Annotated in this window: 26 protein-coding genes; 15 read left to right on the top strand and 11 right to left on the bottom strand. The window is 62.8% G+C overall.

The genetic code is table 11. The annotated features are described in order from the left end of the window. The 13 genes from nuoH (at window position 1) to BRPE64_RS08335 (ending at window position 10701) form a co-directional block, all read left to right on the top strand. Window positions 1–1065: an NADH-quinone oxidoreductase subunit NuoH gene (gene nuoH, locus BRPE64_RS08395; protein ID WP_016345651.1), complete on the top strand. Its 1065-nt coding sequence runs from the start codon at window positions 1–3 to the stop codon at window positions 1063–1065. A 24-nt stretch (window positions 1066–1089) separates the two neighbouring features. After that, window positions 1090–1578 (top strand): NADH-quinone oxidoreductase subunit NuoI, encoded by a 489-nt coding sequence (nuoI, locus tag BRPE64_RS08390; protein WP_016345650.1) that lies wholly within the window; start codon window positions 1090–1092, stop codon window positions 1576–1578. A 184-nt stretch (window positions 1579–1762) separates the two neighbouring features. Then, window positions 1763–2440 (top strand): NADH-quinone oxidoreductase subunit J, encoded by a 678-nt coding sequence (locus BRPE64_RS08385; protein WP_016345648.1) that lies wholly within the window; start codon window positions 1763–1765, stop codon window positions 2438–2440. A gap of 20 nt (window positions 2441–2460) precedes the next feature. Beyond that, entirely contained in the window at window positions 2461–2766 is a 306-nt protein-coding gene (nuoK, locus tag BRPE64_RS08380; protein WP_016345647.1) for an NADH-quinone oxidoreductase subunit NuoK, read from the top strand. 17 nt (window positions 2767–2783) lie between these two features. Then, window positions 2784–4853, top strand: coding sequence for an NADH-quinone oxidoreductase subunit L (gene nuoL / locus BRPE64_RS08375; protein ID WP_016345646.1), 2070 nt, complete (start codon window positions 2784–2786; stop codon window positions 4851–4853). Between the two features lie 13 nt (window positions 4854–4866). Continuing rightward, window positions 4867–6366 (top strand): NADH-quinone oxidoreductase subunit M, encoded by a 1500-nt coding sequence (locus BRPE64_RS08370; protein ID WP_016345645.1) that lies wholly within the window; start codon window positions 4867–4869, stop codon window positions 6364–6366. Window positions 6367–6391: 25 nt separating this feature from the next. Then, window positions 6392–7864: an NADH-quinone oxidoreductase subunit NuoN gene (nuoN, locus tag BRPE64_RS08365; RefSeq protein ID WP_044041399.1), complete on the top strand. Its 1473-nt coding sequence runs from the start codon at window positions 6392–6394 to the stop codon at window positions 7862–7864. Next, window positions 7864–8184, top strand: a complete 321-nt coding sequence (locus tag BRPE64_RS08360) for a DUF2818 family protein (RefSeq protein ID WP_016345643.1) — start codon at window positions 7864–7866, stop codon at window positions 8182–8184. Before nuoN ends, BRPE64_RS08360 begins: the two co-directional genes overlap by 1 nt. Window positions 8185–8234: 50 nt before the next feature. After that, complete coding sequence (locus BRPE64_RS08355) at window positions 8235–8834, top strand: NUDIX domain-containing protein (RefSeq protein WP_016345642.1); 600 nt, start codon at window positions 8235–8237, stop codon at window positions 8832–8834. A gap of 206 nt (window positions 8835–9040) precedes the next feature. Next, window positions 9041–9490 carry a DUF1178 family protein gene (locus BRPE64_RS08350; RefSeq protein WP_016345641.1) on the top strand — a complete coding sequence of 150 codons (450 nt, stop codon included), beginning with the start codon at window positions 9041–9043 and terminating at the stop codon, window positions 9488–9490. 58 nt (window positions 9491–9548) lie between these two features. Continuing rightward, window positions 9549–9746 carry a hypothetical protein gene (locus BRPE64_RS08345; RefSeq protein ID WP_016345640.1) on the top strand — a complete coding sequence of 66 codons (198 nt, stop codon included), beginning with the start codon at window positions 9549–9551 and terminating at the stop codon, window positions 9744–9746. 20 nt (window positions 9747–9766) lie between these two features. Next, window positions 9767–10225, top strand: coding sequence for a MaoC family dehydratase (locus BRPE64_RS08340; protein ID WP_016345639.1), 459 nt, complete (start codon window positions 9767–9769; stop codon window positions 10223–10225). Then, window positions 10222–10701 carry a MaoC family dehydratase gene (locus BRPE64_RS08335; RefSeq protein ID WP_016345638.1) on the top strand — a complete coding sequence of 160 codons (480 nt, stop codon included), beginning with the start codon at window positions 10222–10224 and terminating at the stop codon, window positions 10699–10701. Before BRPE64_RS08340 ends, BRPE64_RS08335 begins: the two co-directional genes overlap by 4 nt. Window position 10702: 1 nt before the next feature. On the opposite strand, the gene BRPE64_RS08330 is transcribed toward BRPE64_RS08335, so the two are convergent. The 7 genes from BRPE64_RS08330 to BRPE64_RS08300 all read right to left on the bottom strand — a co-directional run bounded on the left by BRPE64_RS08330 (window position 10703) and on the right by BRPE64_RS08300 (window position 17939). Then, a complete protein-coding gene (locus tag BRPE64_RS08330; protein WP_016345637.1) occupies window positions 10703–11929 on the bottom strand; it encodes an acyl-CoA dehydrogenase family protein in 1227 nt (408 codons plus the stop codon). 15 nt (window positions 11930–11944) lie between these two features. Beyond that, complete coding sequence (locus BRPE64_RS08325; RefSeq protein WP_044042074.1) at window positions 11945–13042, bottom strand: phosphotransferase; 1098 nt, start codon at window positions 13040–13042, stop codon at window positions 11945–11947. Window positions 13043–13084: 42 nt separating this feature from the next. Beyond that, window positions 13085–13810, bottom strand: a complete 726-nt coding sequence (locus BRPE64_RS08320; protein WP_016345635.1) for a histidine phosphatase family protein — start codon at window positions 13808–13810, stop codon at window positions 13085–13087. Window positions 13811–13813: 3 nt separating this feature from the next. Beyond that, window positions 13814–14602 (bottom strand): oxepin-CoA hydrolase, alternative type, encoded by a 789-nt coding sequence (locus tag BRPE64_RS08315; RefSeq protein ID WP_016345634.1) that lies wholly within the window; start codon window positions 14600–14602, stop codon window positions 13814–13816. After that, window positions 14599–16140 carry a 3-hydroxyacyl-CoA dehydrogenase gene (locus tag BRPE64_RS08310; RefSeq protein WP_016345633.1) on the bottom strand — a complete coding sequence of 514 codons (1542 nt, stop codon included), beginning with the start codon at window positions 16138–16140 and terminating at the stop codon, window positions 14599–14601. Before BRPE64_RS08310 ends, BRPE64_RS08315 begins: the two co-directional genes overlap by 4 nt. A 59-nt stretch (window positions 16141–16199) precedes the next feature. Then, window positions 16200–17381, bottom strand: coding sequence for a pyridoxal phosphate-dependent aminotransferase (locus BRPE64_RS08305; RefSeq protein ID WP_016345632.1), 1182 nt, complete (start codon window positions 17379–17381; stop codon window positions 16200–16202). A 72-nt stretch (window positions 17382–17453) separates the two neighbouring features. Continuing rightward, window positions 17454–17939 carry a putative toxin-antitoxin system toxin component, PIN family gene (locus BRPE64_RS08300; RefSeq protein WP_016345631.1) on the bottom strand — a complete coding sequence of 162 codons (486 nt, stop codon included), beginning with the start codon at window positions 17937–17939 and terminating at the stop codon, window positions 17454–17456. Between the two features lie 56 nt (window positions 17940–17995). On the opposite strand from BRPE64_RS08300, the gene yaaA reads away from it, so the two are divergent. After that, entirely contained in the window at window positions 17996–18775 is a 780-nt protein-coding gene (gene yaaA / locus BRPE64_RS08295; RefSeq protein ID WP_016345630.1) for a peroxide stress protein YaaA, read from the top strand. A gap of 31 nt (window positions 18776–18806) precedes the next feature. After that, on the top strand, window positions 18807–19967 hold the full coding sequence (locus tag BRPE64_RS08290; RefSeq protein ID WP_016345629.1) for a M14 family metallopeptidase: 1161 nt from the start codon (window positions 18807–18809) through the stop codon (window positions 19965–19967). Window positions 19968–20065: 98 nt separating this feature from the next. On the opposite strand, the gene BRPE64_RS08285 is transcribed toward BRPE64_RS08290, so the two are convergent. The 4 genes from BRPE64_RS08285 to BRPE64_RS08270 form a co-directional block, all read right to left on the bottom strand. Next, a complete protein-coding gene (locus tag BRPE64_RS08285; protein ID WP_044041398.1) occupies window positions 20066–20671 on the bottom strand; it encodes a BspC domain-containing protein in 606 nt (201 codons plus the stop codon). 147 nt (window positions 20672–20818) lie between these two features. Then, entirely contained in the window at window positions 20819–21493 is a 675-nt protein-coding gene (locus BRPE64_RS08280; RefSeq protein ID WP_044041397.1) for a membrane protein, read from the bottom strand. Between the two features lie 68 nt (window positions 21494–21561). Beyond that, entirely contained in the window at window positions 21562–22371 is an 810-nt protein-coding gene (locus BRPE64_RS08275) for a LuxR family transcriptional regulator (protein WP_016345626.1), read from the bottom strand. A 190-nt stretch (window positions 22372–22561) separates the two neighbouring features. Next, complete coding sequence (locus tag BRPE64_RS08270; RefSeq protein WP_016345625.1) at window positions 22562–23776, bottom strand: DUF2863 family protein; 1215 nt, start codon at window positions 23774–23776, stop codon at window positions 22562–22564. Window positions 23777–24150 lie beyond the last annotated feature (374 nt).

Raw genomic sequence — 24150 nt, 5'->3', positions numbered from 1 at the left:
ATGGGCTTGTTCGATACGATCAACGCAGGCGGCACGCAGCTTCTGGGCGTCGCATGGCCGACCGTGTGGGCGCTGGTGCGCATAGTGGTGGTCGCGGTGGTGATCCTGCTGTGCGTGGCCTACCTGATTCTCTGGGAACGCAAGCTCATCGGCTGGATGCACGTGCGTCTCGGGCCGAATCGCGTCGGTCCCGCGGGTCTCTTGCAGCCGATCGCGGACGTGCTGAAGCTTCTGCTCAAGGAAGTCATTCAGCCGACGCAGGCGAGCAAGTGGATCTACATGATCGCGCCGATCATGACCGTGGTGCCGGCGTTCGCGGTCTGGGCAGTCATTCCGTTTCAGGCAAAGGCGGTGCTCGGCGATATCAACGCGGGTCTCCTGTACGCCATGGCCATTTCGTCTATCGGCGTGTACGGCGTGATTCTCGCGGGCTGGGCGTCGAACTCCAAGTATGCGTTCCTCGGCGCGATGCGCGCAGCCGCGCAGATGGTGTCCTACGAAATCTCGATGGGCTTCGCGCTGGTCGTCGTGCTGATGGTCGCGGGCACGCTGAACATGTCGGATATCGTGGTGTCGCAGCAGCGCGGCATGTTCGCGGGCTGGGGCATCAACTTTCTGTCATGGAACTGGCTGCCGCTCCTGCCGATGTTCGTCGTGTACTTCATCTCGGGCATCGCGGAAACGAACCGTCACCCGTTCGACGTGGTCGAGGGCGAATCGGAAATCGTCGCGGGCCACATGATCGACTACTCGGGCATGGCGTTCGCGCTGTTCTTCCTCGCCGAGTACATCAACATGATCGTGATCTCCGCGATCGCGACGACGCTGTTCCTCGGCGGCTGGGATGCACCCTTCGGCTTCCTGTCTTTCATTCCGGGCGTATTCTGGTTCGTTTTCAAGGTTTTCCTGCTGCTGTCGGTCTTTATCTGGGCGCGCGCGACTTTCCCGCGTTACCGCTACGACCAGATCATGCGCCTTGGCTGGAAGGTGTTCCTGCCGGTGTCGGTGGTCTGGGTCGTCGTGGTCGGCTTCTGGATCATGTCGCCGCTCAACATCTGGAAGTAATGGGACTCGAGCGGACAAATCATCATGAACGCAATTCAGAACTTCTTTAAGACCTTCTTCCTGACCGAGTTGCTGAAGGGTCTCGCGCTGACGGGCCGTTACACGTTCCAGCGCAAGATCACGGTGCAGTTCCCGGAAGAAAAGACGCCGATCTCGCCGCGCTTCCGCGGCCTGCACGCACTGCGCCGCTATGAGAACGGCGAAGAGCGGTGCATTGCCTGCAAGCTCTGCGAAGCAGTGTGCCCGGCGATGGCGATCACGATCGAATCCGAAACGCGCGCGGACAACACCCGCCGTACGACGCGCTACGACATCGACCTGACCAAGTGCATCTTCTGCGGTTTTTGCGAAGAAAGCTGCCCGGTCGATTCGATCGTCGAGACGCACATCCTCGAATATCACGGCGAAAAGCGCGGCGATCTGTATTTCACGAAGGACATGCTGCTTGCGGTGGGCGATCGCTACGAGAATGAAATCGCCGCGTCGAAGGCGGCGGACGCGCCTTATCGATAATTGAGCGTTGATATGAGTTCGATGCCGAAGCTATGTGTTCCGGCATTGAGCCACGCGATTTTGTTGTTGCTGTTCGGCACACTGCGGCGCGCGCCGAGGTCGTGTTCTGTCCGTTCAACGGGCAAGCCAACCACGAGCGCCGACACACCATGCCTGATGATGGCCTAACGATGAACCGGTAATCATGGAATTCACAACCGTACTGTTCTATATCTTCGCGCTGCTGCTGACCGTGTCCGCGCTGAAGGTGATCACCTCGCGCAACCCGGTGTCGTCCGCGCTTTTTCTCGTGCTCGCGTTCTTCAACGCGGCCGCGATCTGGATGCTGCTGCAGGCCGAATTCCTCGCGATCCTGCTGGTTCTCGTGTACGTGGGCGCCGTGATGGTGCTGTTCCTTTTCGTCGTGATGATGCTCGACATCAACATTGATGTCCTGCGGCGCGATTTCAAGCGCTTCGTGCCGCTCGCGAGCCTGGTCGGCGCGATCATCGTGATCGAAACCGCGCTGATTCTGTGGCACGGCTTCGGTGCGACGATCACGCCGGTCGTCAGTGCCGGTGTCAGCGGCGCGGGCGTCATGCCGAACACGCAGTTGATCGGCAAGATCATCTACACGGATTACATCTTCGCGTTCGAAATCGCGGGGCTGGTGCTGCTGGTCGCGATCATCGCGGCGATCTCGCTCACTATCCGCGACAAGAAGGACAAGAAGACGCAGACCGTCAGCCAGCAAGTGAAGGTGCGTGCTCAGGACCGCGTGCGTATCGTGAAGATGAAGTCCGAAACGGAGGCGCCGGACGCCTCCACGGAACCCGCGGTGACCGGCAACGTCGGCGCGGGCACGGTCGACAACAAGGGCTGAGCGCGAAGGAGAATACGAATATGTTGAGTCTTGCCCATTACCTCGTGCTCGGTGCGATCCTGTTTGCGATCAGCATCGTCGGCATCTTCCTGAACCGCCGCAACATCATCATCATCCTGATGGCGATCGAACTGATGCTGCTCGCGGTGAACACCAATTTCGTCGCGTTCTCGCACTATCTGGGCGACGTGCACGGCCAGATCTTCGTGTTCTTCGTGCTGACCGTGGCCGCCGCGGAAGCCGCAATCGGTCTCGCGATTCTCGTGACCCTGTTCCGTAGCCTCGACACGATCAACGTCGAGGACCTCGATCAGCTCAAAGGTTAATTTCAGGCTAGGCTGTTATGTCCACGACACTCAATGAAAACCTCCTGCTTGCGGTCCCGCTCGCGCCGCTTGCGGGCTCGCTGATCGCGGGGCTCTTCGGCAAGATAGTAGGGCGCAAGGGCTCGCATCGCATCACGATCCTCGGCGTCTTCGTCTCGTTCATCCTGTCGGCGCTCGTCTTCAACGACGTGCTGCATGGCGCGAGCTTCAACGCCACCATCTACGAATGGATGAACGTCGGCCCGCTGAAGATGGAAGTCGGCTTCCTGGTCGACTCCCTCACGGCAATGATGATGGTCATCGTGACCTTCGTGTCGCTGATGGTGCACATCTACACCATCGGCTACATGGCGGACGAGGAAGTCGGCTACGAGCGCTTCTTCTCGTACATCTCGCTGTTCACGTTCTCGATGCTGATGCTCGTCATGAGCAACAACTTCCTGCAGCTGTTCTTCGGCTGGGAAGCGGTGGGTCTCGTGTCGTATCTGCTGATCGGCTTCTACTTCACGCGTGAGAGCGCGATCTACGCCAACATGAAGGCGTTCATCGTGAACCGCGTGGGCGACTTCGGTTTCCTGCTGGGCATCGGCCTGTTGCTCGCGTTCTCGGGTTCGCTGAACTACGGCGACGTGTTCGCGCAGAGCGACAAGCTCGCGACCATGACCTTCCCCGGCACGCAATGGGGCCTGCTGACGGTTGCCTGTATCTGCCTGTTCATCGGCGCGATGGGTAAGTCGGCGCAGTTCCCGCTGCACGTGTGGCTGCCGGACTCGATGGAAGGCCCGACGCCGATCTCCGCGCTGATTCACGCGGCAACCATGGTGACGGCCGGCATTTTCATGGTGACGCGCATGTCGCCGCTGTTCGAGCATTCGGATGCGGCGCTGTCGTTCGTGACGGTGATCGGCGCGATCACGGCGCTCTTCATGGGCTTCCTAGGCGTCGTGCAGAACGACATCAAGCGCGTGGTCGCGTATTCGACGCTCTCGCAGCTCGGTTACATGACGGTCGCGCTGGGCGTGTCGGCGTATCCGGTCGCCGTGTTCCACCTCGGTACGCACGCGTTCTTCAAGGCGCTGCTGTTCCTCGGCGCGGGCTCGGTCATCATCGGCATGCACCACGATCAGGACATGCGCAACATGGGCGGTCTCGCCCGCTATATGCCGGTCACATGGATCACGTCGCTGATCGGTTCGCTCGCGCTGATCGGCACGCCGTTCTTCTCGGGCTTCTATTCGAAGGACTCGATCATCGAAGCGGTGAAGTACTCGCATCTGGCGGGCTCGGGCTTCGCGTACTTCGCGGTGGTGGCGAGCGTGTTCGTCACGTCGCTGTATTCGTTCCGCATGTACTTCATGGTGTTCCACGGTCCGGAGCGCTTCCGCGGTCCGAAGCATCCCGACTCGCCGATGGGGCAGGCCGAAGCGCATGGCCACGGCCACGATTCGCACGGTCATGACGACCACGGCCATGGCCACGGCCCGCACATCCCGCACGAAAGCCCGTGGGTGGTGACGCTGCCGCTCGTGCTGCTCGCGATTCCGTCGATCATCATCGGCGCGATCATGATCGGCCCGATGATCTACGGCGACTTCTTCTCGCACGGCGTGGTGTTCGACAAGGTGATCTTCATCGGCGAAAACCACGAAGGCCTGAAGGAAATGGCCGAAGAGTTCCACGGCTGGGTCGCGATGGCGCTGCACGGCATCATCACGCCGGGTCCGGTGTGGCTCGCGGCGCTGGGCGTGATCGTCGCGTGGTTCTTCTACATGAAGCGCCCGGATCTGCCGGCAGTCGTTGCGCGGACTTTCCGTCCGATCTACGTACTGCTCGACAACAAGTACTACTGCGACAAGATCAACGAGGTCGTGTTCGCGAAGGGCGCGGTCGCCATCGGCCGCGGTCTGTGGAAAGAGGGCGATGTGGTCGTTATCGACGGCATCGTCAACGGCAGTGCGCGGTTCATGGGCTGGTTCGCCGGTGTGATCCGCTTCCTTCAATCCGGTTACATCTATCACTACGCGTTCGCCATGATTATCGGCATGTTGGGGCTCTTGACCCTGTTTGTGACGCTCGGCGGCAAATAAGGCGAGGGAACCTATGCACTCTTTTCCGATTCTCAGTGTCGCGATCTGGCTGCCGATCATTTTCGGCTTGCTGGTCCTGGCTGTAGGTAACGACCACAACCCGGCGCCCGCGCGCTGGGTGGCCCTGATCGGCTCGGTACTCGGGCTGATCGTCACGATTCCGCTCATCACCGGCTTCGACACGTCGACGGCCGCGCTGCAGTTCGTCGAACAGTCGAACTGGATCGAGCGCTTCAACATCACGTATCACCTCGGCGTGGACGGCATATCGATGTGGTTCGTCGTGCTGACCGCGCTCATCACGGTGATCGTCGTGATCGCCGGCTGGGAAGTGATCACCGAGCGCGTGTCGCAGTACATGGCCGCGTTCCTGATCCTCTCGGGCATCATGATCGGCGTGTTCTCGACGGCGGACGGCCTGCTGTTCTACGTGTTCTTCGAAGCCACGCTCATTCCGATGTACATCATCATCGGCGTGTGGGGCGGCCCGAATCGCGTGTACGCGGCGTTCAAGTTCTTCCTGTACACGCTGGCGGGCTCGCTGCTGATGCTGATCGCGCTGCTGTACCTGTACACGCAGACGCACACGTTCGACCTCGCCACGTGGCAGGCGGCCAAGCTGGACATGACGCCGCAGGTGCTGATCTTCATTGCGTTCTTCCTGGCGTTCGCCGTGAAGGTGCCGATGTGGCCGGTGCACACGTGGTTGCCCGACGCGCACGTGGAAGCGCCGACCGGCGGCTCGGTCGTGCTGGCGGCAATCATGCTGAAGCTGGGCGCGTACGGTTTCCTGCGCTTTTCGCTGCCGATCGCGCCGGACGCGAGCCACTTCCTGGCGCCGGTCGTCATCACGCTCTCGCTGATTGCGGTGATCTACATCGGTCTCGTCGCGCTGGTGCAGTCCGACATGAAGAAGCTCGTCGCGTATTCGTCGATTGCGCACATGGGTTTCGTCACGCTCGGCTTCTTCATGTTCGGGCCGTCGAGCCAGCTTGGCGTCGAAGGCGCGATCATCCAGATGATCTCGCACGGCTTCGTTTCGGGCGCGATGTTCCTGTCCATCGGCGTGCTGTATGACCGCGTTCACTCGCGTCAAATTGCAGATTACGGCGGCGTCGTGAACACCATGCCGAAGTTCGCCGCGTTCGTGATGCTCTTCGCGATGGCCAACTGCGGTCTGCCGGGCACCTCGGGTTTCGTCGGCGAGTTCATGGTGATTCTGGCGGCGGTGCAGTACAACTTCTGGATCGGCTTCCTCGCTACCTTCACGCTGATTCTCGGCGCGGCCTATACGCTGTGGATGTACAAGCGCGTGTACTTCGGCGCGGTCGCGAACGATCACGTCGCGAAGCTCAAGGACATCAACAAGCGCGAATTCCTGATGCTCGCCGTGCTCGCGTTGTTCACGCTGTATATGGGCCTGCATCCGAAGCCCTTTACCGACGTGATGCACGCATCCGTGGCAAACCTGCTCTCCCACGTCGCGCAGTCGAAGCTGCCGCTGGCTCAGTAACGTCGTGCGGAGAAACTAAAAGATCATGCAAAACGCCTCTATGAGTATCCTTTGGCCCGACGCGATCCTGATGGCTGCGGTCGTCGTGGCCTGGCTGAACGACACCATCTTCGGTGCGTCGAGCCGTCGCACGACGTATCTGATCGCGCTCGTCTCGACGATCGTCGTTGGCGTGTGGTTCGCCTTCACCGCGCTCGATCCGACGCCGCATTACTTCTTCACGCGCATGTACATCGTCGATCCGTTCGCGAGCGCAATGAAGGCGGTGGTGTGCCTGGGCTACGCGGTGTCGATCGTCTACTCGCGCAAGTATCTGGAAGATCGCGACCTGTTCCGCGGTGACTTCTTCCTGCTCGGCATGTTCTCGCTGCTCGGCCAGTGCGTGATGATCTCGGGCAATAACTTCCTCACGCTGTATCTCGGCCTCGAACTGATGTCGCTGTCGCTGTACGCGGTCATCGCGCTGCGCAAGGACGCGCCGCAGGCGAACGAATCGGCGATGAAGTACTACGTGCTCGGCGCGCTCGCGTCCGGTTTCCTACTCTACGGCATCTCGATGCTCTACGGCGCGACCGGTTCGCTCGAACTGAACGAAGTGCTCAAGGCGGTGGCATCGGGCCGCATCAACGACGCAGTCCTGCTGTTCGGCGTGATCTTCATCGTCGCGGGCGTGGCGTTCAAGATGGGCGCGGTGCCGTTCCACATGTGGGTGCCTGACGTCTATCAAGGCGCGCCGACCGCGATGACGCTCCTCACCGGCGGCGGCCCCAAGGTCGCGGCGTTCGCGTGGGGCTTGCGCTTCCTCGTGATGGGCCTGCTGCCGCTGGCGGTCGACTGGCAGGAGATGCTGGTGATTCTCGCGGCGCTGTCGCTGATCGTCGGCAACATCACGGGTATCGTGCAGAAGAACATCAAGCGGATGCTGGCTTACTCGGCCATCTCCAACATGGGCTTCGTGCTGCTCGGTCTGCTCGCCGGCGTGGTCGACGGCAAGCTGACGGGCGCGGCGAACGCATACAGCTCGGCGATGTTCTACAGCATCATCTATCTGGTCACGACGCTCGGCACGTTCGGCGTGGTCATGCTGCTGGCGCGCCGCGATTTCGAAGCCGAAATGATCGACGACTTCAAGGGCCTGAATCAGCGCAGCCCGGTGTTCGCGTTCGTCATGATGATCATGATGTTCTCGCTCGCCGGCATCCCGCCGACGGTCGGCTTCTACGCGAAGCTTGCCGTGCTCGAAGCAACGATGAACGCCGGCCTCACGTGGCTTGCCGTGCTCGCCGTGCTGACCTCGCTCGTGGGCGCGTTCTACTACCTGCGCATCGTGAAGCTGATGTACTTCGATGCGCCGCAGGATGCATCGCCGATCGTCGCCAGCGGCCTGAATCGCTCGCTGCTGGCGTTCAACGGTCTCGCCGTGCTGGTGCTCGGTCTCGTGCCGGGCCCGCTGATGACGGCATGCCTGCAAGCGATCTCGCACACGCTGCCGCTGTAATGTCGGCGGCAGGTTGGTTCATCGTGCTGTTGGCGCTCGTCGGCGCCAACGTACCGTTCCTGAATCAGCGCCTCTTTGCTGTCGTGCCGCTGCGCCTCGCTGAATCAACGGGGCACCGCACGGCGAAGAAGAACGCGTGGCTGCGGATCGGCGAGCTCGTCATTCTTTACTTCGTGGTCGGCGCGCTCGGCTTCATGCTCGAAGCGCGCGCCGGCAACCAGTTCGATCAGGGATGGCAGTTTTATGCCATCACCTTCAGTCTCTTCGTGGTGTTCGCATTTCCGGGCTTCACGTATCAGTATCTCGTCAAACGCCGCTGACGGTTTCCCGCCGTTTGCGGCTCGTTGGCTTCAAAGGCACAGGGCTCAAGATGGCAGATCAATCCTCGCTTCCCGATAACGACGACGGCCTCATCGAAAAGAAGGTCGAAAGCGTCACGCTGCACGAGGGAAAATTCCTTACGCTGAAGCGCGATACGGTCGAACTGCCCGACGGCAAGCACGCAACGCGCGAGTTCGTCGAGCATCCCGGCGCGGTGATGATCCTTCCGGTCTTCGACGACGGCCGCGTGTTGCTCGAACGTCAGTTTCGCTATCCGGTCGGACGTGTGTTGCTCGAATTTCCTGCGGGCAAGCTCGATCCGAACGAAGACGAGCTGACCTGCGCCAAGCGCGAACTGCAGGAAGAAACGGGCTACACGGCGCGCGAATGGGTTTTCCTGACGCGCATCCATCCGGTGATTTCGTATTCGACGGAGTTCATCGATCTGTATCTCGCGCGCGGTTTGACCGCAGGCGACGCGCGGCTCGACGAAGGCGAATTCCTCGAAACCTTCATCGCCGACGAAGCGCAACTGATGCGCTGGGTGAAGGACGGCAGCATCAGCGACGTGAAGACCATCATCGGCGTGTTCTGGCTGGAAAAGATCCGCTCGGGCGAATGGACGCTCGGCGCGCCGGCGCAGGGCTGAACGGCGCGGCAGGCAGAAGATGAGATGAGCGTGCAAAGGCGGCCCCGGCCGCCTTTGTCGTTTTCGGGCCACGAAAAGCGTCCCATTGACCGAACGGCTAGAATGAGGGGTTCGCTTCTCGCGCGAATCATGTGTATGCGCACGTTTTTACGAACGATCGTTCAAAAAATGTGATTTTGAGATAAACTTCAACGAAGCCCATCAGCATGAAGGTCCTCGATTTAAAGTGCTCGCACGAACACCGGTTCGAAGGCTGGTTCGCCTCGACCGAGGAGTTCGAGTCGCAGTTGTCGCGCAAGCTGGTCGCGTGTCCGGCCTGCTCGACGACCGATGTGAGCCGTATGCCGTCGGCACCGCGCCTGAATTTGTCGTCGGCGCGTGGCGAGACGGCGCCGCAGGCCGAGTCGGCGGAGACGTCGCCCGACCCGGCCGCGCTCCAGGCGCGCGCGCTGCATTTCATGCGCAAGCTGATCGAGAACACCGAAAATGTGGGCGAGCGTTTTGCCGAGGAAGCGCGGCGCATTCATTACAACGAGGCGCCGGCGCGCAGTATTCGCGGTGTTACGACGCCCGAGGACGCGCATGCCTTGCTCGAAGAAGGAATCGACGTGATGCCGTTGCCCGTTCCCGACGCGTTGAAAGAGCCGCTGCAGTAAGTTCGAGGCGCGGCGTCTCGCGTGGCTCGGAAGCGGGCCATGACTGGAGACACCGCGCATGGACCTCAGTTTTTCTCCCGCCGCCGACGCCCATCGCGCCGGCGTCCGTAGCTGGCTCGAAGCCACGCTCCCGCGCGCACTGCGCGACCCAGTCCTCCATCACAAGCGCCTATCGTTCGAGACGATGCCCGGCGGCGTCGATCATCACGTCGCGCGTTTCGCTTCGCTTCCCGCATTCTCCATCACCGAAGTTTGATGCTCATCGAGGAGCCTCGTATGAAATACGCCTTTGAGGATTTCGAAGTCGGCGACGCGGTACAACTGAGCGCGCACACGTTCACGAGAGAAGAGATCGTCGGCTTCGCCGAACGCTACGATCCGCAGCCGTTCCACTTGTCGGAGGCGGCGGGCGAGGCATCGCATTTCGGCGGCTTGGTTGCGAGCGGCTGGAACACCTGTTCCGCGATGATGGGCATTCTCGTGCGCGACATGATCGCCGATTCGACCTCCATGGGCTCGCCCGGCCTCGACAACATTCGCTGGCTCAAGCCGGTGCGCGTCGGCGATACGGTGCGGCTCACGGTGCGCGTGCTCGACAAGCGCGTGTCGAAGAGCAAGCCGGATCGCGGCATCGTCTCGACGCGCTGGGAAGCGCACAACCAGAACGGCGAACTGGTGCTCACGGTGGACTCCGCGGCGCTGTTCGGCCTGCGTCATCCGGGCGCGCAAGCATGAGCGTGGCATCGTTGACGAGCGCCGCCGATGTCTTCGCCGCGGCCGGCGTCGCGCGCTACGTAAGCGACTGGACGACGATCGATCAGGCACGCGTGAACCGCTTCGCCGATGCCACCGACGATCATCAATGGATCCACGTCGATGCCGAGCGGGCGCAGCGCGATTCGCCGTTCGGCGGCACCATCGCGCACGGTTTCCTGACACTCTCGCTCGTGCCGATGTGGCTCGCGCAATGCGTGCCGCTCACGGCGCGCCTCAGTGTGAACTACGGTCTGAATCGCGTGCGGTTCATGTCGCCGGTTCGCGTGGGTACGCGTCTGCGCGCGATATTTGCAATCGATGACGTGAAGGAAGTCACAGCGGACAGCGTGCAGGTGACGTGGCGCGTGACCATCGAAGGCGAGGGCGAAAGCGAAGGCGGGCACGGCGCCAAGCCCGCGTGCGTCGCGGAGTTCATCACGCGGCACACGTTCTGATTCATTCGCGCGCGGCCGCGTATTTGCCGATCTCCAGCTTGGCGATCGCGTTGCGATGCACTTCGTCGGGGCCGTCTGCGAGACGCAGCGTGCGCGCCGCTGCATAGGCATAGGCGAGCGGAAAGTCGTCGGAGACGCCGCCTGCGCCGTGCGCCTGAATCGCCCAGTCGATGACCTGACACGCGACGTTTGGCGCGACGACCTTGATCATCGCGATCTCGCCGCGCGCGGCCTTGTTGCCGGCGGTGTCCATCATGTAAGCGGCCTTGAGCGTCAGAAGCCGCGCCTGTTCGATCATGATGCGTGCCTCGGCGATGCGCTCCTGCGTCACGCCGTGCTGCGCGATCGGCTTGCCGAATGCGACGCGTTCGAGCGTGCGCTTCGTCATCAGTTCGAGCGCGCGTTCGGCGAGGCCGATGAGACGCATGCAATGGTGAATCCGGCCCGGCCCGAGCCGGCCCTGCGCGATCTCGAAGCCGCGGCCTTCGCCAAGAAGCATGTTCGTCGCCGGCACGCGGACGTGCTCGAGCGTGATGTCCATGTGGCCGTGCGGCGCGTCGTCGTAGCCGAACACGTTCAATGGCCGGTGCACGGTGATGCCGCTCGCATCGGCGGGGACCAGAATCATAGATTGCTGTGCGTGCTTCGGCGCTTGCGGGTCGGTCTTGCCCATCACGATATAGACCTTGCAGCGCGGATCGCCCGCGCCCGATGACCACCACTTGTGGCCGTCGATGACATAGCTGTCGCCATCGCGCACGATGCTGCAACGAATGTTGGTCGCATCCGACGACGCGACTTCCGGCTCCGTCATCAGAAACGCCGAGCGGATCTCGCCGCGCAACAGCGGTTCGAGCCATTGGGCCTTTTGCGCATCGGTGCCGTAGCGCTCGATGGTTTCCATGTTGCCGGTATCGGGCGCGCTGCAGTTGAAGACTTCCGGCGCCCACGGCACGCGGCCCATGATTTCGCACAGCGGCGCGTATTCGAGATTCGTCAGGCCCGCGCCGCGCCCGGACGCCGGGAGAAACAGATTCCACAGTCCTGCGGCGCGCGCTTGCTCTTTCAGGTCTTCGATCAGGCGCGTAGGAATCCACGCGTTGCCCGCCGCGCGATTCTTTGCGATTTCGGCCGCGAACGCGCGCTCGTTCGGGTAAATGTGGGCGTCGAAGAAGGCCAGCAGTTTCTCGCGCAACGCGTGCACCTTGGGCGTGTAATCGAAGTTCATGCGTGGCTCTCCTTCTTATCGGCCGACTTTTTGCGCGTACACCCAGGCGAGCTCCGCCATCGGGCGTGCGCGCCGTCCCGCGTCGATGGCTTGCGCGCTCGCCGCCGTGCCATCGACGACGCGCTTCATGATGCCCTGCAAAATCGCCGTGATGCGGAACATGTTGTAGGCGAGATAGAAGTTCCAGTCGCCTTCGATCGACAAGCCCGTGCGCTCGCAGTAGCGCGCGACGTACGCGCTTTCCTCGGGGATGCCGAGCGCGGCCCAGTCGAGTCCGGCGATGCCGCGAAATTGCGACGGATCGACATGCCACGCCATGCAGTGATACGCGAAGTCGGCGAGCGGGTCGCCGAGCGTCGAGAGTTCCCAGTCGAGCACGGCGAGCACGCGCGGCTCGTGCGGATGAAAGATCAGATTGTCGAGCCGGAAGTCGCCGTGCACGACGCTGACTTTCGCGTCTTGCGATGCCGGGATATGCCGCGGCAGCCATTCGATCAGGCGATCCATCGCGTCGATCGGCTCCGTCTGCGACGCGACATACTGCTTGCTCCAGCGTCCGATCTGACGCTCGAAGTAATTGCCCGGCTTGCCGTAGCTCGACAGCCCGGCGGCTTCGACATCGACCGTATGGAGCGCCGCGATGACTCGGTTGGTTTCGTCGTAGATCGCGGCGCGTTGCGCGGGCGTCATGCCGGGCAGCGATGGGTCCCACAACACGCGGCCCTCGACGAATGCCATCACGTAGAACGCGCGGCCGATCACGCTTTCGTCCTCGCACAACGCGAGCATCCGGGCGACGGGCACGTCGGTGGAGGCGAGGGCGTCCATCACGCGGAACTCGCGCTCGATCGCGTGCGCGGAAGGCAGCAGCTTCGCAGTGGGCCCGGGCTTCGCGCGCATCACGTAGCTGCGCGCCGGCGTGACGAGCTTGAAGGTGGGATTCGACTGGCCGCCTGCGAACTGCTCGACTGTCAACGGGCCGTCGAAACCGTCGATGTTCTTCGCGAGCCACGCGGTGAGCGTATCGGTATCGAAGCGCTGCTTGTCGTGCACGGGACGCGTTCCTTCGAACGCGGAGAAATCGGACTGCTGGTTCTGTTCTTTGTCCTGCATTGTCTCCTCCGGTTGGCGCGCGACATGACGTGACGCGACCATTCAATTCATGTCGCCGGCCTTGTAGCGGACGAATTGCGCGTAGAGCAGTTCCATCGTCGTGTTGCGGACCTCGATGTGCAGCGGCGAGGGCGGTGAATGATTGATCGCATGCACGATCCAGTCGCCGGGTGTGTCGCCGGCATCGAGCGCGTTGATGCAGCCCGTCGCCTGCGACAGATGGCCGAAGAACGCTCGTCCGCCCGCCGTGATCGCATGCGAGAGCAGCGCGCGATTGACGCCGCCGTGCAGCACGAGCAGCACCGTATCCCACAAACGATCCGCGCGCAGACGTTCGAGCGCCGGCAGCGCACGATCGAGCAACTGGCCGATGGTCTCGCCGCCGAGGAACTGTGTCTCCTCCGGCACGACGCCGTCGAACACCGAGAGAAACGCGCGCTCGATATCGGCGGCCGTGAGATTCGCGAGCCGTCCGCCGCGTATTTCCTGCCACTCGGGCCACGTTTCGATGTCGATCTTCTGGCCGGTTGCGTCGAGCACCCGTTGCGCGGTCTCGACCGTGCGCGGCAAGCCGCTCACGATCACGCGGTCGAAACGCACTTTCTGCGCGGCGAATTCGCGGCCCGCCGCGCTCGCTTCCGCGCGTCCGCGTTCGTTAAGCGGCACGCTTTCGGGATCGATCGCGCGGCCGCTGTCGTCGAAATAGGTGACGTCGCCATGCCGCATCAGAAAGATGCGACGCCGCTTCGGCAGTTCGTAGTGAGCCATCGGTCAGCGATAGTTCGGCTGGCGTTTGTCGAGGAACGCCGTGATGCCCTCGAGCGCGTCGCCGTGATGCAGCGCATCGACGAAACTGTCGCGCTCCATATCGAGATGCGCGGCGAGCGACTGCCCCTCGGCCGCGTTGATGAGCGACTTGATGCGCGCCATCGCTTTCGGCGACACGCTGCCGAGATCGTCGGCCCACGCGATGGCCGCATCGAGCGCAATGCCTTTCTTCGTCAGCCGGTTGACGACGCCCACTTCATGCAGCCGCGCTGCGCCGATCGGCTTCGCTTCGAGCAGCACTTCGCTCGCGAGCGTGCGCGGCAGCGTGCGGGCGAGAAACCACGAAGCGCCGCCATCGGGCGTGAGGCCGACGCGCGCATACGACATGACGAAGCGGGCGTCGTCGGCGGCGACGATCAGATCGCACGCGAGCGCGAGCGAAAAACCCGCGCCGGCCGCCGCGCCTTCGACGGCCGCGATGATCGGTTTCGTCGATGCGCGCAGTGCGCTGATCCATTCGGCCAGCAGGTCGATGCTTTCGCCCTGCACGGACGGGTCCTTCGCGCGGTTTTCGAGCAGCCGGTTCAGATTGCCGCCCGCGCAGAAGAAGTTGTCCGCGCCGGTCAGCACGATCGCGCGCACGGTGTCGTCGCGCTCGGCCGTGTCGAGTGCCTCGATGCCGGCGGCGTACATGTCCGGATGCAGCGCGTTGCGCGCGCCCGGATTGGAAAGCTTCAGCACGAGCGTGGTGTCGCTGCCCGCGGGACGGTCTGTCAGTAGTTCGGCGCTCATCTGAGCTCCTCGATATGGGTAAGCGAAAGTCCGAGCTGCGCGCGCCGCGCGAGCCAAGGCGACGGCCGGTAGCGCGGATCGCCGAGCACGTCGTGAATGTTGCGCAGAATCGTGAGGATAGTCATCGCGCCGAGCGCATCGCCGAGCGCGAGCGGGCCGCGCGGATAACCTAAGCCGAGCGTCACGGCGAGATCGATATCTTCGGGTGTCGCAATGCCTTGCTGCGCGATATCGCAGCCGATATTCACGATCGTCGCCACGACGCGTTGCGCGACGAAACCGGTCGAATCGCGGATCACGGTGACGGGCACGCCGTCGGCGGCGAACAGCGCGTGCGCGGCATCGCGCATGGCGGGCGTGGTCGCGGGCGTCGTCATGATCGTGCGGCGCGCAACGCTGTCGAGCGGGAAGAGTGTGTCGATGGCGACGACGCGCGCCGGATCGAGATGCTCGGCGAGCGCGGCCGTCGTTGCGTCGGAGCCGAGCGGCGTGACGACGATCAGCGAATCCGGCGCAGGTGTGTGCCCCGCATCGATATGACACGCCGCATCGCTTTTGGCGATGAGCTTCAGCACCTGCTCGCGCCCGGCGGGCGACGCGCGGCTGATCCACACGTGCGCCGGCAGTTGCGTGGGCGCGGGCGTTTCTTCGGGCACTTGCTGCTTGCCGTCGACATAGCGATAAAACCCTTCGCCCGCCTTGCGCCCGATAAGTCCGCCCGCCAAGCGCGTGCCCGTGATCGGCGAGGGCTTGAAGCGCGGCTCTTCATAGAACTGGTGATAGATCGATTCCATCACCGGATGCGAGACGTCGAGCGCGGTGAGGTCGAGCAATTCGAACGGACCGAGGCGGAAGCCTGCCTGCTCGCGCATGATGCGGTCGATGTCCGCGAAACTCGCGACGCCTTCGCTCGCCACGCGCAAGCCTTCGGTGTTCATGCCGCGCCCGGCGTGATTGACGATGAAGCCCGGCATGTCCTTCGCGCGCACCGGCGTGTGGCCCATGCGGCGCGCGAGGTCCATGAGTGCGTCGCCGGCACGCGGGTCGCCGCGCAGGCCGTCGATCACTTCGACCACGCGCATCAGCGGCACCGGGTTGAAGAAGTGAAAGCCCGCGACGCGGCCGGGATGCGCGCAACCCGCGGCGATCGCGGTGATCGACAGCGAAGACGTATTCGACGCCAGAATGCAGTCTTCGCCGACGACCGCTTCCAGCTCGCGAAACAGCTCGCGCTTGATGTCGAGATTCTCGACGATCGCCTCGACGATGGCATCGCAACCGGACAGCTCGCTCGTGTCGCCGGCGTCGCGGATGCGCGCGAGCGCCGCGTGCGCGTCGGCTTCCTTGAGCTTGCCTTTGGCCGTGAGCTTCGCGAGCGTCTCCGCGAGATACGCGCGTGCGGCGGCGAGCGCCTGCGGGTTGGTGTCGTAGAGATAGACGTTCAGGCCGCCGAGCGCCGCGATCTGCGCGATGCCGCGTCCCATCGCGCCGCTGCCTACGATGCCGAGCGTCTCGATCCTGTATTCGTGCTGACTCATGTTGCGCTACTGCTCCTCAAGGATGCGGCCCGGATGCGGCCCGGCGGACGCGCCGTCGCTCAGAGTCTGGACAGACGGTCGAGCGCGAGCGCGAGCGTTTCTTCCTTCTTCGCAAAGCAAAAGCGCACGACGCCCGATTCATGGCTCTCGTGATAGAACGCCGACACCGGAATCGCGGCCACGCCGATTTCGCTCGTGAGCCACTGCGCGAAGTCGGCTTCGGGCATGTCGCTGATCGCCGAGTAATCGACGCACTGGAAATACGTGCCGTCGCAGGGCAGCAGCGAGAAGCGCGTGTTCGCGAGACCCGCGCGGAAGAAATCGCGCTTCTGCTGATAGAACGCGGGCAGGTCGAGATACGGCCGCGGATCGTCGAGATATTGCGCGAGGCCGACCTGCATCGGCGTGTTCACGGTGAACACGTTGAACTGATGCACCTTGCGGAACTCGGCGGTCAGCGCGGCGGGCGCGGCGACGTAGCCGATTTTCCAGCCCGTCACGTGAAAAGTCTTGCCGAAGCTCGACACGACGAAGCTGCGTTGGGCCAGTTCCGGATAGCGCGACACGCTCTCGTGCGGCGCGCCGTCGTAGACCATGTGCTCGTAGACTTCGTCGGAGACGATCAGCACGTTGGTATCGCGCACGATCTCTTCGAGCTTCCTCATGTCCTCTGCGCGCCACACGCGGCCGGTCGGATTGTGCGGCGTGTTGATCATCAGAAGGCGCGTCTTCGGCGTGATCGCGGCGGCGATCTTGTCGAACGGCAGCGCGTAATCGGGCGCCTCCAGCGACACGAACACGGGCTTGCCGCCCGCTAGTTCGATCGACGGCACGTAGCTGTCGTACATCGGCTCGATGACGATCACCTCGTCGCCCGGATGCACGCAGCACAGCACGGCCGTGAGCAGCGCCTGCGTGGCGCCGGCGGTCACGGTGATCTCGCGATCGGCGTCGTAGGTGCGGCCGTAGAGCGCGTCGATCTTGCGCGCGATCGCCTGGCGCAGCGGCGCGGCGCCGGCCATCGGCGGATATTGATTGTGGCCATCGCGCATGGCGTCGGCGACGGCATCGACGATGCGCGCATCGCAGTCGAAATCGGGGAAACCCTGACCGAGATTCACCGCGCCTTTCTGCGCGGCGAGCGCGCTCATCACGGTGAAGATGGTCGTGCCCACATTGGGCAGACGCGACGCAAAGGCGAGTTCGGGCGGTGTCGGCGGCAGTTCGTGCGTGGCGTTCATGATGAGTTGGGCGTGGAGTGTGGCGCGCGGTTATTTTATGACAGCATCAGGCGTCGGCCGCGAGAAGCGGGCTTATAGGGGATTCACGCGGGATTCCTGTATCTCCAGTTCGACGACGAACGGCTTCGGCTCCGCGATGCGAAACGCGAAATCGCGCGCGACGCGGCGCGCCAGTTTCAGCACTGCGCGATCCTTCGACACGAGCCACGCAGCGCCCGATGCATGGGCGAGTTCGAGAAATTTTTGATCGTCGCGATCGCGGCATTTGGGCAGCGGACGCGCGTCGTCCGGCGGGCTTGCGACGACTAACGTCGAGAGCCGCGCGACGGTGGCGAGCGCGGCCGTCTTGTCGACGTCCATGCGGACGAATTGCGGATAGTCGAGCACATGCGTCAGCTCGTTGAGGCAGCGCGCGTCGATCAGCGCTTCCAGCGTGCGCGCTTGCAGAGCCGCGTGAATCGGGCGCGTGGCGGGATCGTCGAATACGAGGATGTCGATCCATACATTCGAATCGAGCACCACGCGTACCGACGGCGAGGGCGCGGCGGAATTTTCCATTCGATACAATCGGGGGTTTGTTCCAATGATCGCCGGCGGCGTGCCGGCGAGCCTCCATGATAATCGTTCTCTCGCCCGCGAAATCGCTCGACTACGAGACCCCCGCGCATCTCAAGAAGCACACGCTGCCGCAGTTCGTCGATGACGCCGCCGAATTGATCGACGGTCTGCGCACGCTGTCGCCGCAGCAGATCGGCGGCATGATGGGTATTTCCGATCAGCTTGCGGCGCTGAATTTTCAGCGCTTCGCAGACTGGTCGACGACTTTCGGCGCGCACAATTCCAAGCAGGCGGTGCTCGCCTTCGACGGCGACGTGTACGGCGGCTTTGCCGCAAAAACGCTATCAGCAAGCGATCTCGACTTTGCGCAGAACCATGTGCGCGTGCTCTCGGGACTCTACGGTCTGTTGCGCCCGCTCGATCTGTTGCAGGCGTATCGGCTGGAAATGGGTACGAAATTCCCCAACCCGCGCGGCAAGGATCTGTACGCTTTCTGGGGCGAGCGCATCACGGCGGCGCTGAACGAACAGTTGAAAAAGCAGCGCGGTGCGCGCGTGCTGGTGAATTGCGCATCGGAAGAATATTTCAAGGCAGTGAAGCCGAAGCTGCTCGCGGCGCCGGTCGTCTCGCCCGTGTTCGAGGACTGGAAGGGCGGGCGCTACAAGATCATCAGCTTTCATGCGAAGCGCGCGCGCGGCCTGATGGCGCGCTATGCGGTCGAGAACCGCATCGACGAACCCGAGGCGCTCAAGGGCTTCGACAGCGAAGGCTACCGGTTCGACGCGAAGGCGTCGAACGATACGACATACGTGTTTCGCCGCCGCGTCGCGGACTGAGGCACGGGAATACGAAAGCAAGGAAACGACGATGACACTCTCCATTTCAAGCAACTTCGACGCGGGCGCGATCGAAGTCGTACAGGCCGACGATCCCGAAGACATTCGCCTGCGCATTCGCCCCGATTCGCATGCGGACTTCGCGCAATGGTTCTATTTCCGCGTGTCGGGCGCGCGCGGCGAACGCCTCGTGATGACATTCGAAAACGCGGCGCAGTGCGCGTTCCCGGAAGGCTGGCGCGACTATGAAGCGGTCGCGAGCTATGACCGCGTGAACTGGTTCCGCGTGTCGACGGAATACGATGGCCAGGTGATGACGATCGACCACACGCCCGACTTCGACCGCATCTACTACGCGTACTTCGAGCCGTACAGCGAAGAGCGGCATTCGGAGTTTCTCGGCGCGGTGCAGCAGATTCCGCTCGCAACGCTGACCGAACTCGGCAGCACGGTGCAGGGCCGGCCGATGTCAGTGCTCACGCTCGGCCTGCCGGATTTCGGCGACGCCGCACCGAAGAAGAAAATCTGGATCATCGCGCGCCAGCATCCCGGCGAGACGATGGCGGAATGGTTCGTCGAAGGGCTCGTGAAGCGTCTCGCGGGCTTCGGCGACTGGGCGGGCGACCCCGTCGCGCGCCTGCTGTTCGAGCGGGCCGTGTTCCATATCGTGCCGAACATGAATCCCGATGGCAGCGTCCTCGGCAATCTGCGCACCAACGCGGCAGGCGCGAATCTGAACCGCGAGTGGATGGAGCCGAGCGCCGAACGCAGCCCCGAGGTGCTGCTCGTGCGCGAGGCGATCGAGGACACCGGCTGCGATCTGTTCTTCGATATCCACGGCGACGAAGCCATTCCGTACGTGTTCGTCGCGGGCTCCGAGATGCTGCCGGGCTTTACCGGCGAGCAGGCGAAGCAGCAGAAGGCGTTCGTCGATTTCTTCAAGCAGGCGAGTCCGGATTTCCAGGACGTGCACGGCTACGAAGCGAGCAAGTATCAGACGGATGCGCTCAAGCTCGCGTCGAAGTACATCGGCAACGAATACAAGTGCCTGTCGCTCACGCTCGAGATGCCGTTCAAGGACAACGCCAATCTGCCTGATGAACGCGTCGGCTGGAACGGCGAGCGCAGCGCGGCGCTCGGCGCGTCGATGCTGCAGGCGATTTTGTGGCATCTGCAGGCCTTCGCTGCCTAAACGCAGAGCGCGCGCCTAAGATGCAAAAAGGGCGTGGTCACGTCGAGTGACCACGCCCTTTTCTTGTTCGCTGTGCCGCCGCTTCAGGAAAGCACGGCTCAGTGCTTCTTGCTGGTTTTCTTCGTCGACTTCGTTGCGCTGCCCGACTTGGCCGTGCTCTTCGTCTTGCCCGACGAAGCCTTGCCCGACGATGACTTGGTCTTTGCGGCGTGCTTGCCCTTCGTGGTGGTGTGCGCGCTGGTGTGCGACTGTGCGCGCAGGGGCGGCACCGGATCGTTCCAGCCGAACGCAAGCAACTGGCTGCCGACATAGCCGCAGCGGAATTTGAGCGGCGCGGGATCGCGCTCATTGCTCTTCGGCATGCCTTGACCTTCGACCGTCACGACATTGTCCACTTTGATGCGCTGTTTCTTATCGTCGAACGAATCGTTCCAGGGTTCAATCGCGGAATGCGATGCGTCGAATGATTCGGGCGGAAACTCGACGTGATCGAATGCCGTCGATGTGCTGGCGATGAAATTGCCGTGCGCGGCGCAGTCTGCCACCAGCGGATTGGCGTTGTAATCGGTGACGAAGTGGTGAATCAGTTCATTGCGCTCGTCGAGCGAATCGGCAAAAGCGGATACCGCGCATGCCAACGACGCGCATACCGCCAACCGGCCGACGAGCCGCAGAAGCCGGCGCGGTGCGTAGTTACTATCCATCAAGTCTGGCGCTAAGAAGACACGGGGCAAGTAAGATGCGCCGTGTGGGGAAGGAGTTCAATCTTATCGTACTTTGCGCACGTTCCCATCGCCTGCAGTCCGATATCCGGCGCTCCAGGCAGCACGCCAACCGTGCGGCCGATAACCTCAGACGCGCGGACCGCGATCCAGACGATATCGGCGCACGTCGTACGTGGTGATCCACGCGGGCTTGTACACCGTGATCAGAATGGTGAGCAGACCGGTGAATAGCGCCTCGCCCGCGCCGAGCAGAATGGCGCCGCGCGTAAATGCCGCGGGCACGACGATCGGTCCGCCGGCGACTGCCATCTCCAGCAAAACGGTCGCGCCACAGGCAGCGGCTACCGCGGCGCCGGCTACGACGAACCCGTGGCCGATGATGAACGTGACGAGATTGCGCGGCAACCAGGCGTTGCTCAGGCGTTGCAGAAACGTGGAGACGGCCACGGGCAACGCACCGAACAATACATAGGTGGTTGCCACGGTGAGCCAGGAGGCATCGAGCACGACGGCAGCAAGACCCGTGGTCGCCGCCGTGCCGATAAGCGCGAGCCGCCAGTCGAACAGCGTGACCATGAGCGTCGCGCCTAGCAGATGGATAACGGGTCCGTCGTCGAACCAGGCATTGCACGCCCACAGCACCGTCACCGCGACGATGATGCCGAGCCACACGTGTTGCAGTGTGGCGTCCTGCAGGCGGGCGAAGGGGCGCTGCAACAGCGCGAGCGCGATCACCCCCGCGGCGGCGATCCAACTGCCAGCGGTAAGCCAAAGCGGGAGCGGTGTGTAGAAGAACCCCATGTCTTGCATATTACTCGTTGCGCGTAAAACGTGTGCGCAAAGGACAGACCCATTTGCCTCGTTTGTTGCTAGAACGATGATTCCGGCTCGGCCGCCATGGGCAGGGATGCCGCGTCGTTATCGAGAAGCGACGGATAGCGTTTGCGCGATCGCCGCAGCGGAATGACGCCCGCCTGGCCCGGTACGGCGCGTGACGACGACTCGTCGCCGCTGCGCAGAATCTCGAGATGCGCGTTCTGTACGTTGTTGTAGATCGCCACCGCGGCAGCGCGATTCGTCGCGCCGAGTTGCTGGAAGATACTTGCAAGGTGGATCTTGACGGTGCCTTCGCTGATGCCGAGCGTCTTCGCGATCATCTTGTTGGTGCTTCCCATGTGCACGCAGCGCATGATCTGCTGCTGTCGGGGCGAGAGCGTCGAATGATGGCGTATCTTCAGGCGTTGCTGCGCCCTGATCTGAATCCGGCGCGCGGTGAGCTCGCGCGTCAACTCAGGGTCGACGATGTCGGCCGGAATATAGTGCCCGCCGACGAGCACCATTTCGAGCGCCCGTAGAATCAGGATTGGGTCGAGCGCGCGCGGCACGATGCCCATGGCGCCGGCGTTCATCAGTGCGTAGACCAGAGGGGCGCCGCAGCGATCGACCATGACGGCGACCGGGACACGGGGCGTGTCGTCGAGCAGCTTTTGTAGGTCGGCGGTGCGCAGGTCGGGCGCCCAGTCGATCACGATCATGTCGGGGATGGAGCGCTTCAGGGCAGTGCGGGCTTGTCGCCAGTCTTTCGCCTCGCTGAACTGCGCTTGACGTGCGATACGGCGGAGCAATGTTTTAAGGCCCGCGCGGCGCTCTGCGTCGGAACCGATAATGTTGATTTTCATGCTTAACCTCGAGTCAATTACCCGGGCGCGACTTTGGTGCCGGGATTTTTTTGCCGCCGAACACGTCGGCGTGACGGCAATATTGACAAATTTAAGGTGATCGCGCCCCCTATCCGAACGGCATAGGCAAAAATACAAAAAACCCCGCCAAGGCGGGGTTGTTCAGGGTGCATGGATAGGGCGCAGACCGTCAGTGGAAATGCGGTTGCGCCGGCTCCGCGTCCTCGGGCATTTCCGCGTGAACGATCTCGCCGAGCGGGTCGGCGTAGAGGGGCACGCCGCAATCGTCACAGAATTCGGGCTCGAAACGGCCCGCATGACGACGCACGTCCGACACGCCCGCCTTCTTCAGCAACTCGACGATTTCCTCGACCGGACCGTTGGCGCCTTCGAGCTCGGCCGTTTCTTCGTCAAGATCGAGTTCGCCGTTTTCACGCCCATATAGCGGCCAGACGACGCCGTAGATCACGTCGTTGCTGCCGCGGCGCGTGAAACCGATGCGGTATTCGTCGATGCGTCGGTCGCCGAAACCGGCGATGACCGCGCGCAAATCCTGTGGCGCGGTGCCGAGCGTGTCGAACAGATAGCGCACTGCGGTGCGGACGGTGTGCGGACGAACTTGCTCATCGGCATCGCGACAGGCTGAATAGTAGGCGTCCGGCAGCAAACATTCGAATTCGCAGCCGGGAAGGATAGCCGCGAAGCTCGGGCCGCCCTGGGCCACCCACTGCTCGAGACATTGCCCACGTTCGATGCGGCTACCGTTTTCATCCTCCTGCCAGCGGAAAAACGCGTCGCCGGCCGGCACGAGCACCAGCGCCAGCAAGAAGCGCGGATCGGCGAGAATCGGCGATGTCTCCGGAAGATCAGCCAGATTCAGACGTGCTGCCGCTCCGCCCAGCGCGGTTTGCAGCAGTTGCTGGGCGAGGCGCGCCGTGTCGACGTGATGACGCGGCAACTGGTCGATGCTGTAGAGATACGGTGCGACGGCCACGCGGGCCCCGGCGGCGAGAACGTGAGCCTGCATTTGCGTGCGCAGCGCGTCGACGGCGTCGGTTTTCAGCGTGCCCGAGGGAATCGCATAGCGGGTCCAGGCCAGCACCGGTGCGGCGATGAGCAGCGCCTCGTGAGGCGTGCCATCGATGTCGATCCTGAATGACTCGCTGTGCGTCTCGGCCATGTCGGCGAGCGCGCCGTAGGCATCGGGATGATTCTGCTGCAGGTGATCGAGCGCGGCGTCGAGTGTGGTTTGGTTGCCGTTGCGCACGAGTTTGGAGATGAGGGTGTCGAGACGGGCTTCCCAGAAGCGGTCCTCGACACGGCTGCCGGACGCGAAAAGCGCGAGGGAGAGGCCGACGAGCTTGTCGGCGTCCGGGGGGATTCGTTTTGCGATTCGCGAGCGCATATCGTAACTAGAGTGAATTGGTGCGGTGAACCTTTGATTGTAGACGCTCCGTGTCCGCTTTTACCGCATGACGTCAAGGAGCTTCCGTTTTAGAGGGGGCGGTTTTTGTCTTGGGACAGAAATTTTTTCGATGACGCTCTTGCGAAGAGCGATTCGAGCTACTAGAATTCCGTTCCTTCGCGATTCAACGAACGCGAAGGGAGCGGGAGAAGTAGCGGTGCGGTGGTTTCGGTTGGCGCTGGGTGGTACGGACGCAAAAGTTGGATCTGCTCCGAAGCGCGGTTGGCAAGAAAAGAAAGCTTCAAATTCTTGTTGACAGTAACTGAAAAGACGTACATAATCTCGTTTCTCTGCTGCTGACGCAGCGACGCAAG

The organism is Caballeronia insecticola, from assembly GCF_000402035.1.
Classification (GTDB): Bacteria; Pseudomonadota; Gammaproteobacteria; order Burkholderiales; family Burkholderiaceae; genus Caballeronia; species Caballeronia insecticola.
This window is presented reverse-complemented; position numbering and strand designations above follow the sequence as displayed.

Excerpts from the sequence above, each read along its gene's own strand:
- nuoN (WP_044041399.1), top strand. The coding sequence starts at position 6,392 with ATGCAAAACGCCTCTATGAGTATCCTTTGGCCCGACGCGATCCTGATG.
- BRPE64_RS08335 (WP_016345638.1), top strand. The coding sequence starts at position 10,222 with ATGAGCGTGGCATCGTTGACGAGCGCCGCCGATGTCTTCGCCGCGGCC.
- BRPE64_RS08310 (WP_016345633.1), bottom strand. The coding sequence starts at position 16,140 with ATGAGTCAGCACGAATACAGGATCGAGACGCTCGGCATCGTAGGCAGC.
- BRPE64_RS08385 (WP_016345648.1), top strand. The coding sequence starts at position 1,763 with ATGGAATTCACAACCGTACTGTTCTATATCTTCGCGCTGCTGCTGACC.
- BRPE64_RS08340 (WP_016345639.1), top strand. The coding sequence starts at position 9,767 with ATGAAATACGCCTTTGAGGATTTCGAAGTCGGCGACGCGGTACAACTG.
- BRPE64_RS08315 (WP_016345634.1), bottom strand. The coding sequence starts at position 14,602 with ATGAGCGCCGAACTACTGACAGACCGTCCCGCGGGCAGCGACACCACG.
- BRPE64_RS08330 (WP_016345637.1), bottom strand. The coding sequence starts at position 11,929 with ATGAACTTCGATTACACGCCCAAGGTGCACGCGTTGCGCGAGAAACTG.
- BRPE64_RS08290 (WP_016345629.1), top strand. The coding sequence starts at position 18,807 with ATGACACTCTCCATTTCAAGCAACTTCGACGCGGGCGCGATCGAAGTC.
- BRPE64_RS08300 (WP_016345631.1), bottom strand. The coding sequence starts at position 17,939 with ATGGAAAATTCCGCCGCGCCCTCGCCGTCGGTACGCGTGGTGCTCGAT.
- BRPE64_RS08275 (WP_016345626.1), bottom strand. The coding sequence starts at position 22,371 with ATGAAAATCAACATTATCGGTTCCGACGCAGAGCGCCGCGCGGGCCTT.
- BRPE64_RS08325 (WP_044042074.1), bottom strand. The coding sequence starts at position 13,042 with ATGCAGGACAAAGAACAGAACCAGCAGTCCGATTTCTCCGCGTTCGAA.
- BRPE64_RS08370 (WP_016345645.1), top strand. The coding sequence starts at position 4,867 with ATGCACTCTTTTCCGATTCTCAGTGTCGCGATCTGGCTGCCGATCATT.
- BRPE64_RS08285 (WP_044041398.1), bottom strand. The coding sequence starts at position 20,671 with ATGGATAGTAACTACGCACCGCGCCGGCTTCTGCGGCTCGTCGGCCGG.
- nuoL (WP_016345646.1), top strand. The coding sequence starts at position 2,784 with ATGTCCACGACACTCAATGAAAACCTCCTGCTTGCGGTCCCGCTCGCG.
- BRPE64_RS08305 (WP_016345632.1), bottom strand. The coding sequence starts at position 17,381 with ATGAACGCCACGCACGAACTGCCGCCGACACCGCCCGAACTCGCCTTT.
- BRPE64_RS08355 (WP_016345642.1), top strand. The coding sequence starts at position 8,235 with ATGGCAGATCAATCCTCGCTTCCCGATAACGACGACGGCCTCATCGAA.
- BRPE64_RS08270 (WP_016345625.1), bottom strand. The coding sequence starts at position 23,776 with ATGCGCTCGCGAATCGCAAAACGAATCCCCCCGGACGCCGACAAGCTC.
- nuoK (WP_016345647.1), top strand. The coding sequence starts at position 2,461 with ATGTTGAGTCTTGCCCATTACCTCGTGCTCGGTGCGATCCTGTTTGCG.
- yaaA (WP_016345630.1), top strand. The coding sequence starts at position 17,996 with ATGATAATCGTTCTCTCGCCCGCGAAATCGCTCGACTACGAGACCCCC.
- BRPE64_RS08350 (WP_016345641.1), top strand. The coding sequence starts at position 9,041 with ATGAAGGTCCTCGATTTAAAGTGCTCGCACGAACACCGGTTCGAAGGC.
- BRPE64_RS08360 (WP_016345643.1), top strand. The coding sequence starts at position 7,864 with ATGTCGGCGGCAGGTTGGTTCATCGTGCTGTTGGCGCTCGTCGGCGCC.
- BRPE64_RS08280 (WP_044041397.1), bottom strand. The coding sequence starts at position 21,493 with ATGGGGTTCTTCTACACACCGCTCCCGCTTTGGCTTACCGCTGGCAGT.
- BRPE64_RS08320 (WP_016345635.1), bottom strand. The coding sequence starts at position 13,810 with ATGGCTCACTACGAACTGCCGAAGCGGCGTCGCATCTTTCTGATGCGG.
- BRPE64_RS08345 (WP_016345640.1), top strand. The coding sequence starts at position 9,549 with ATGGACCTCAGTTTTTCTCCCGCCGCCGACGCCCATCGCGCCGGCGTC.
- nuoI (WP_016345650.1), top strand. The coding sequence starts at position 1,090 with ATGAACGCAATTCAGAACTTCTTTAAGACCTTCTTCCTGACCGAGTTG.
- nuoH (WP_016345651.1), top strand. The coding sequence starts at position 1 with ATGGGCTTGTTCGATACGATCAACGCAGGCGGCACGCAGCTTCTGGGC.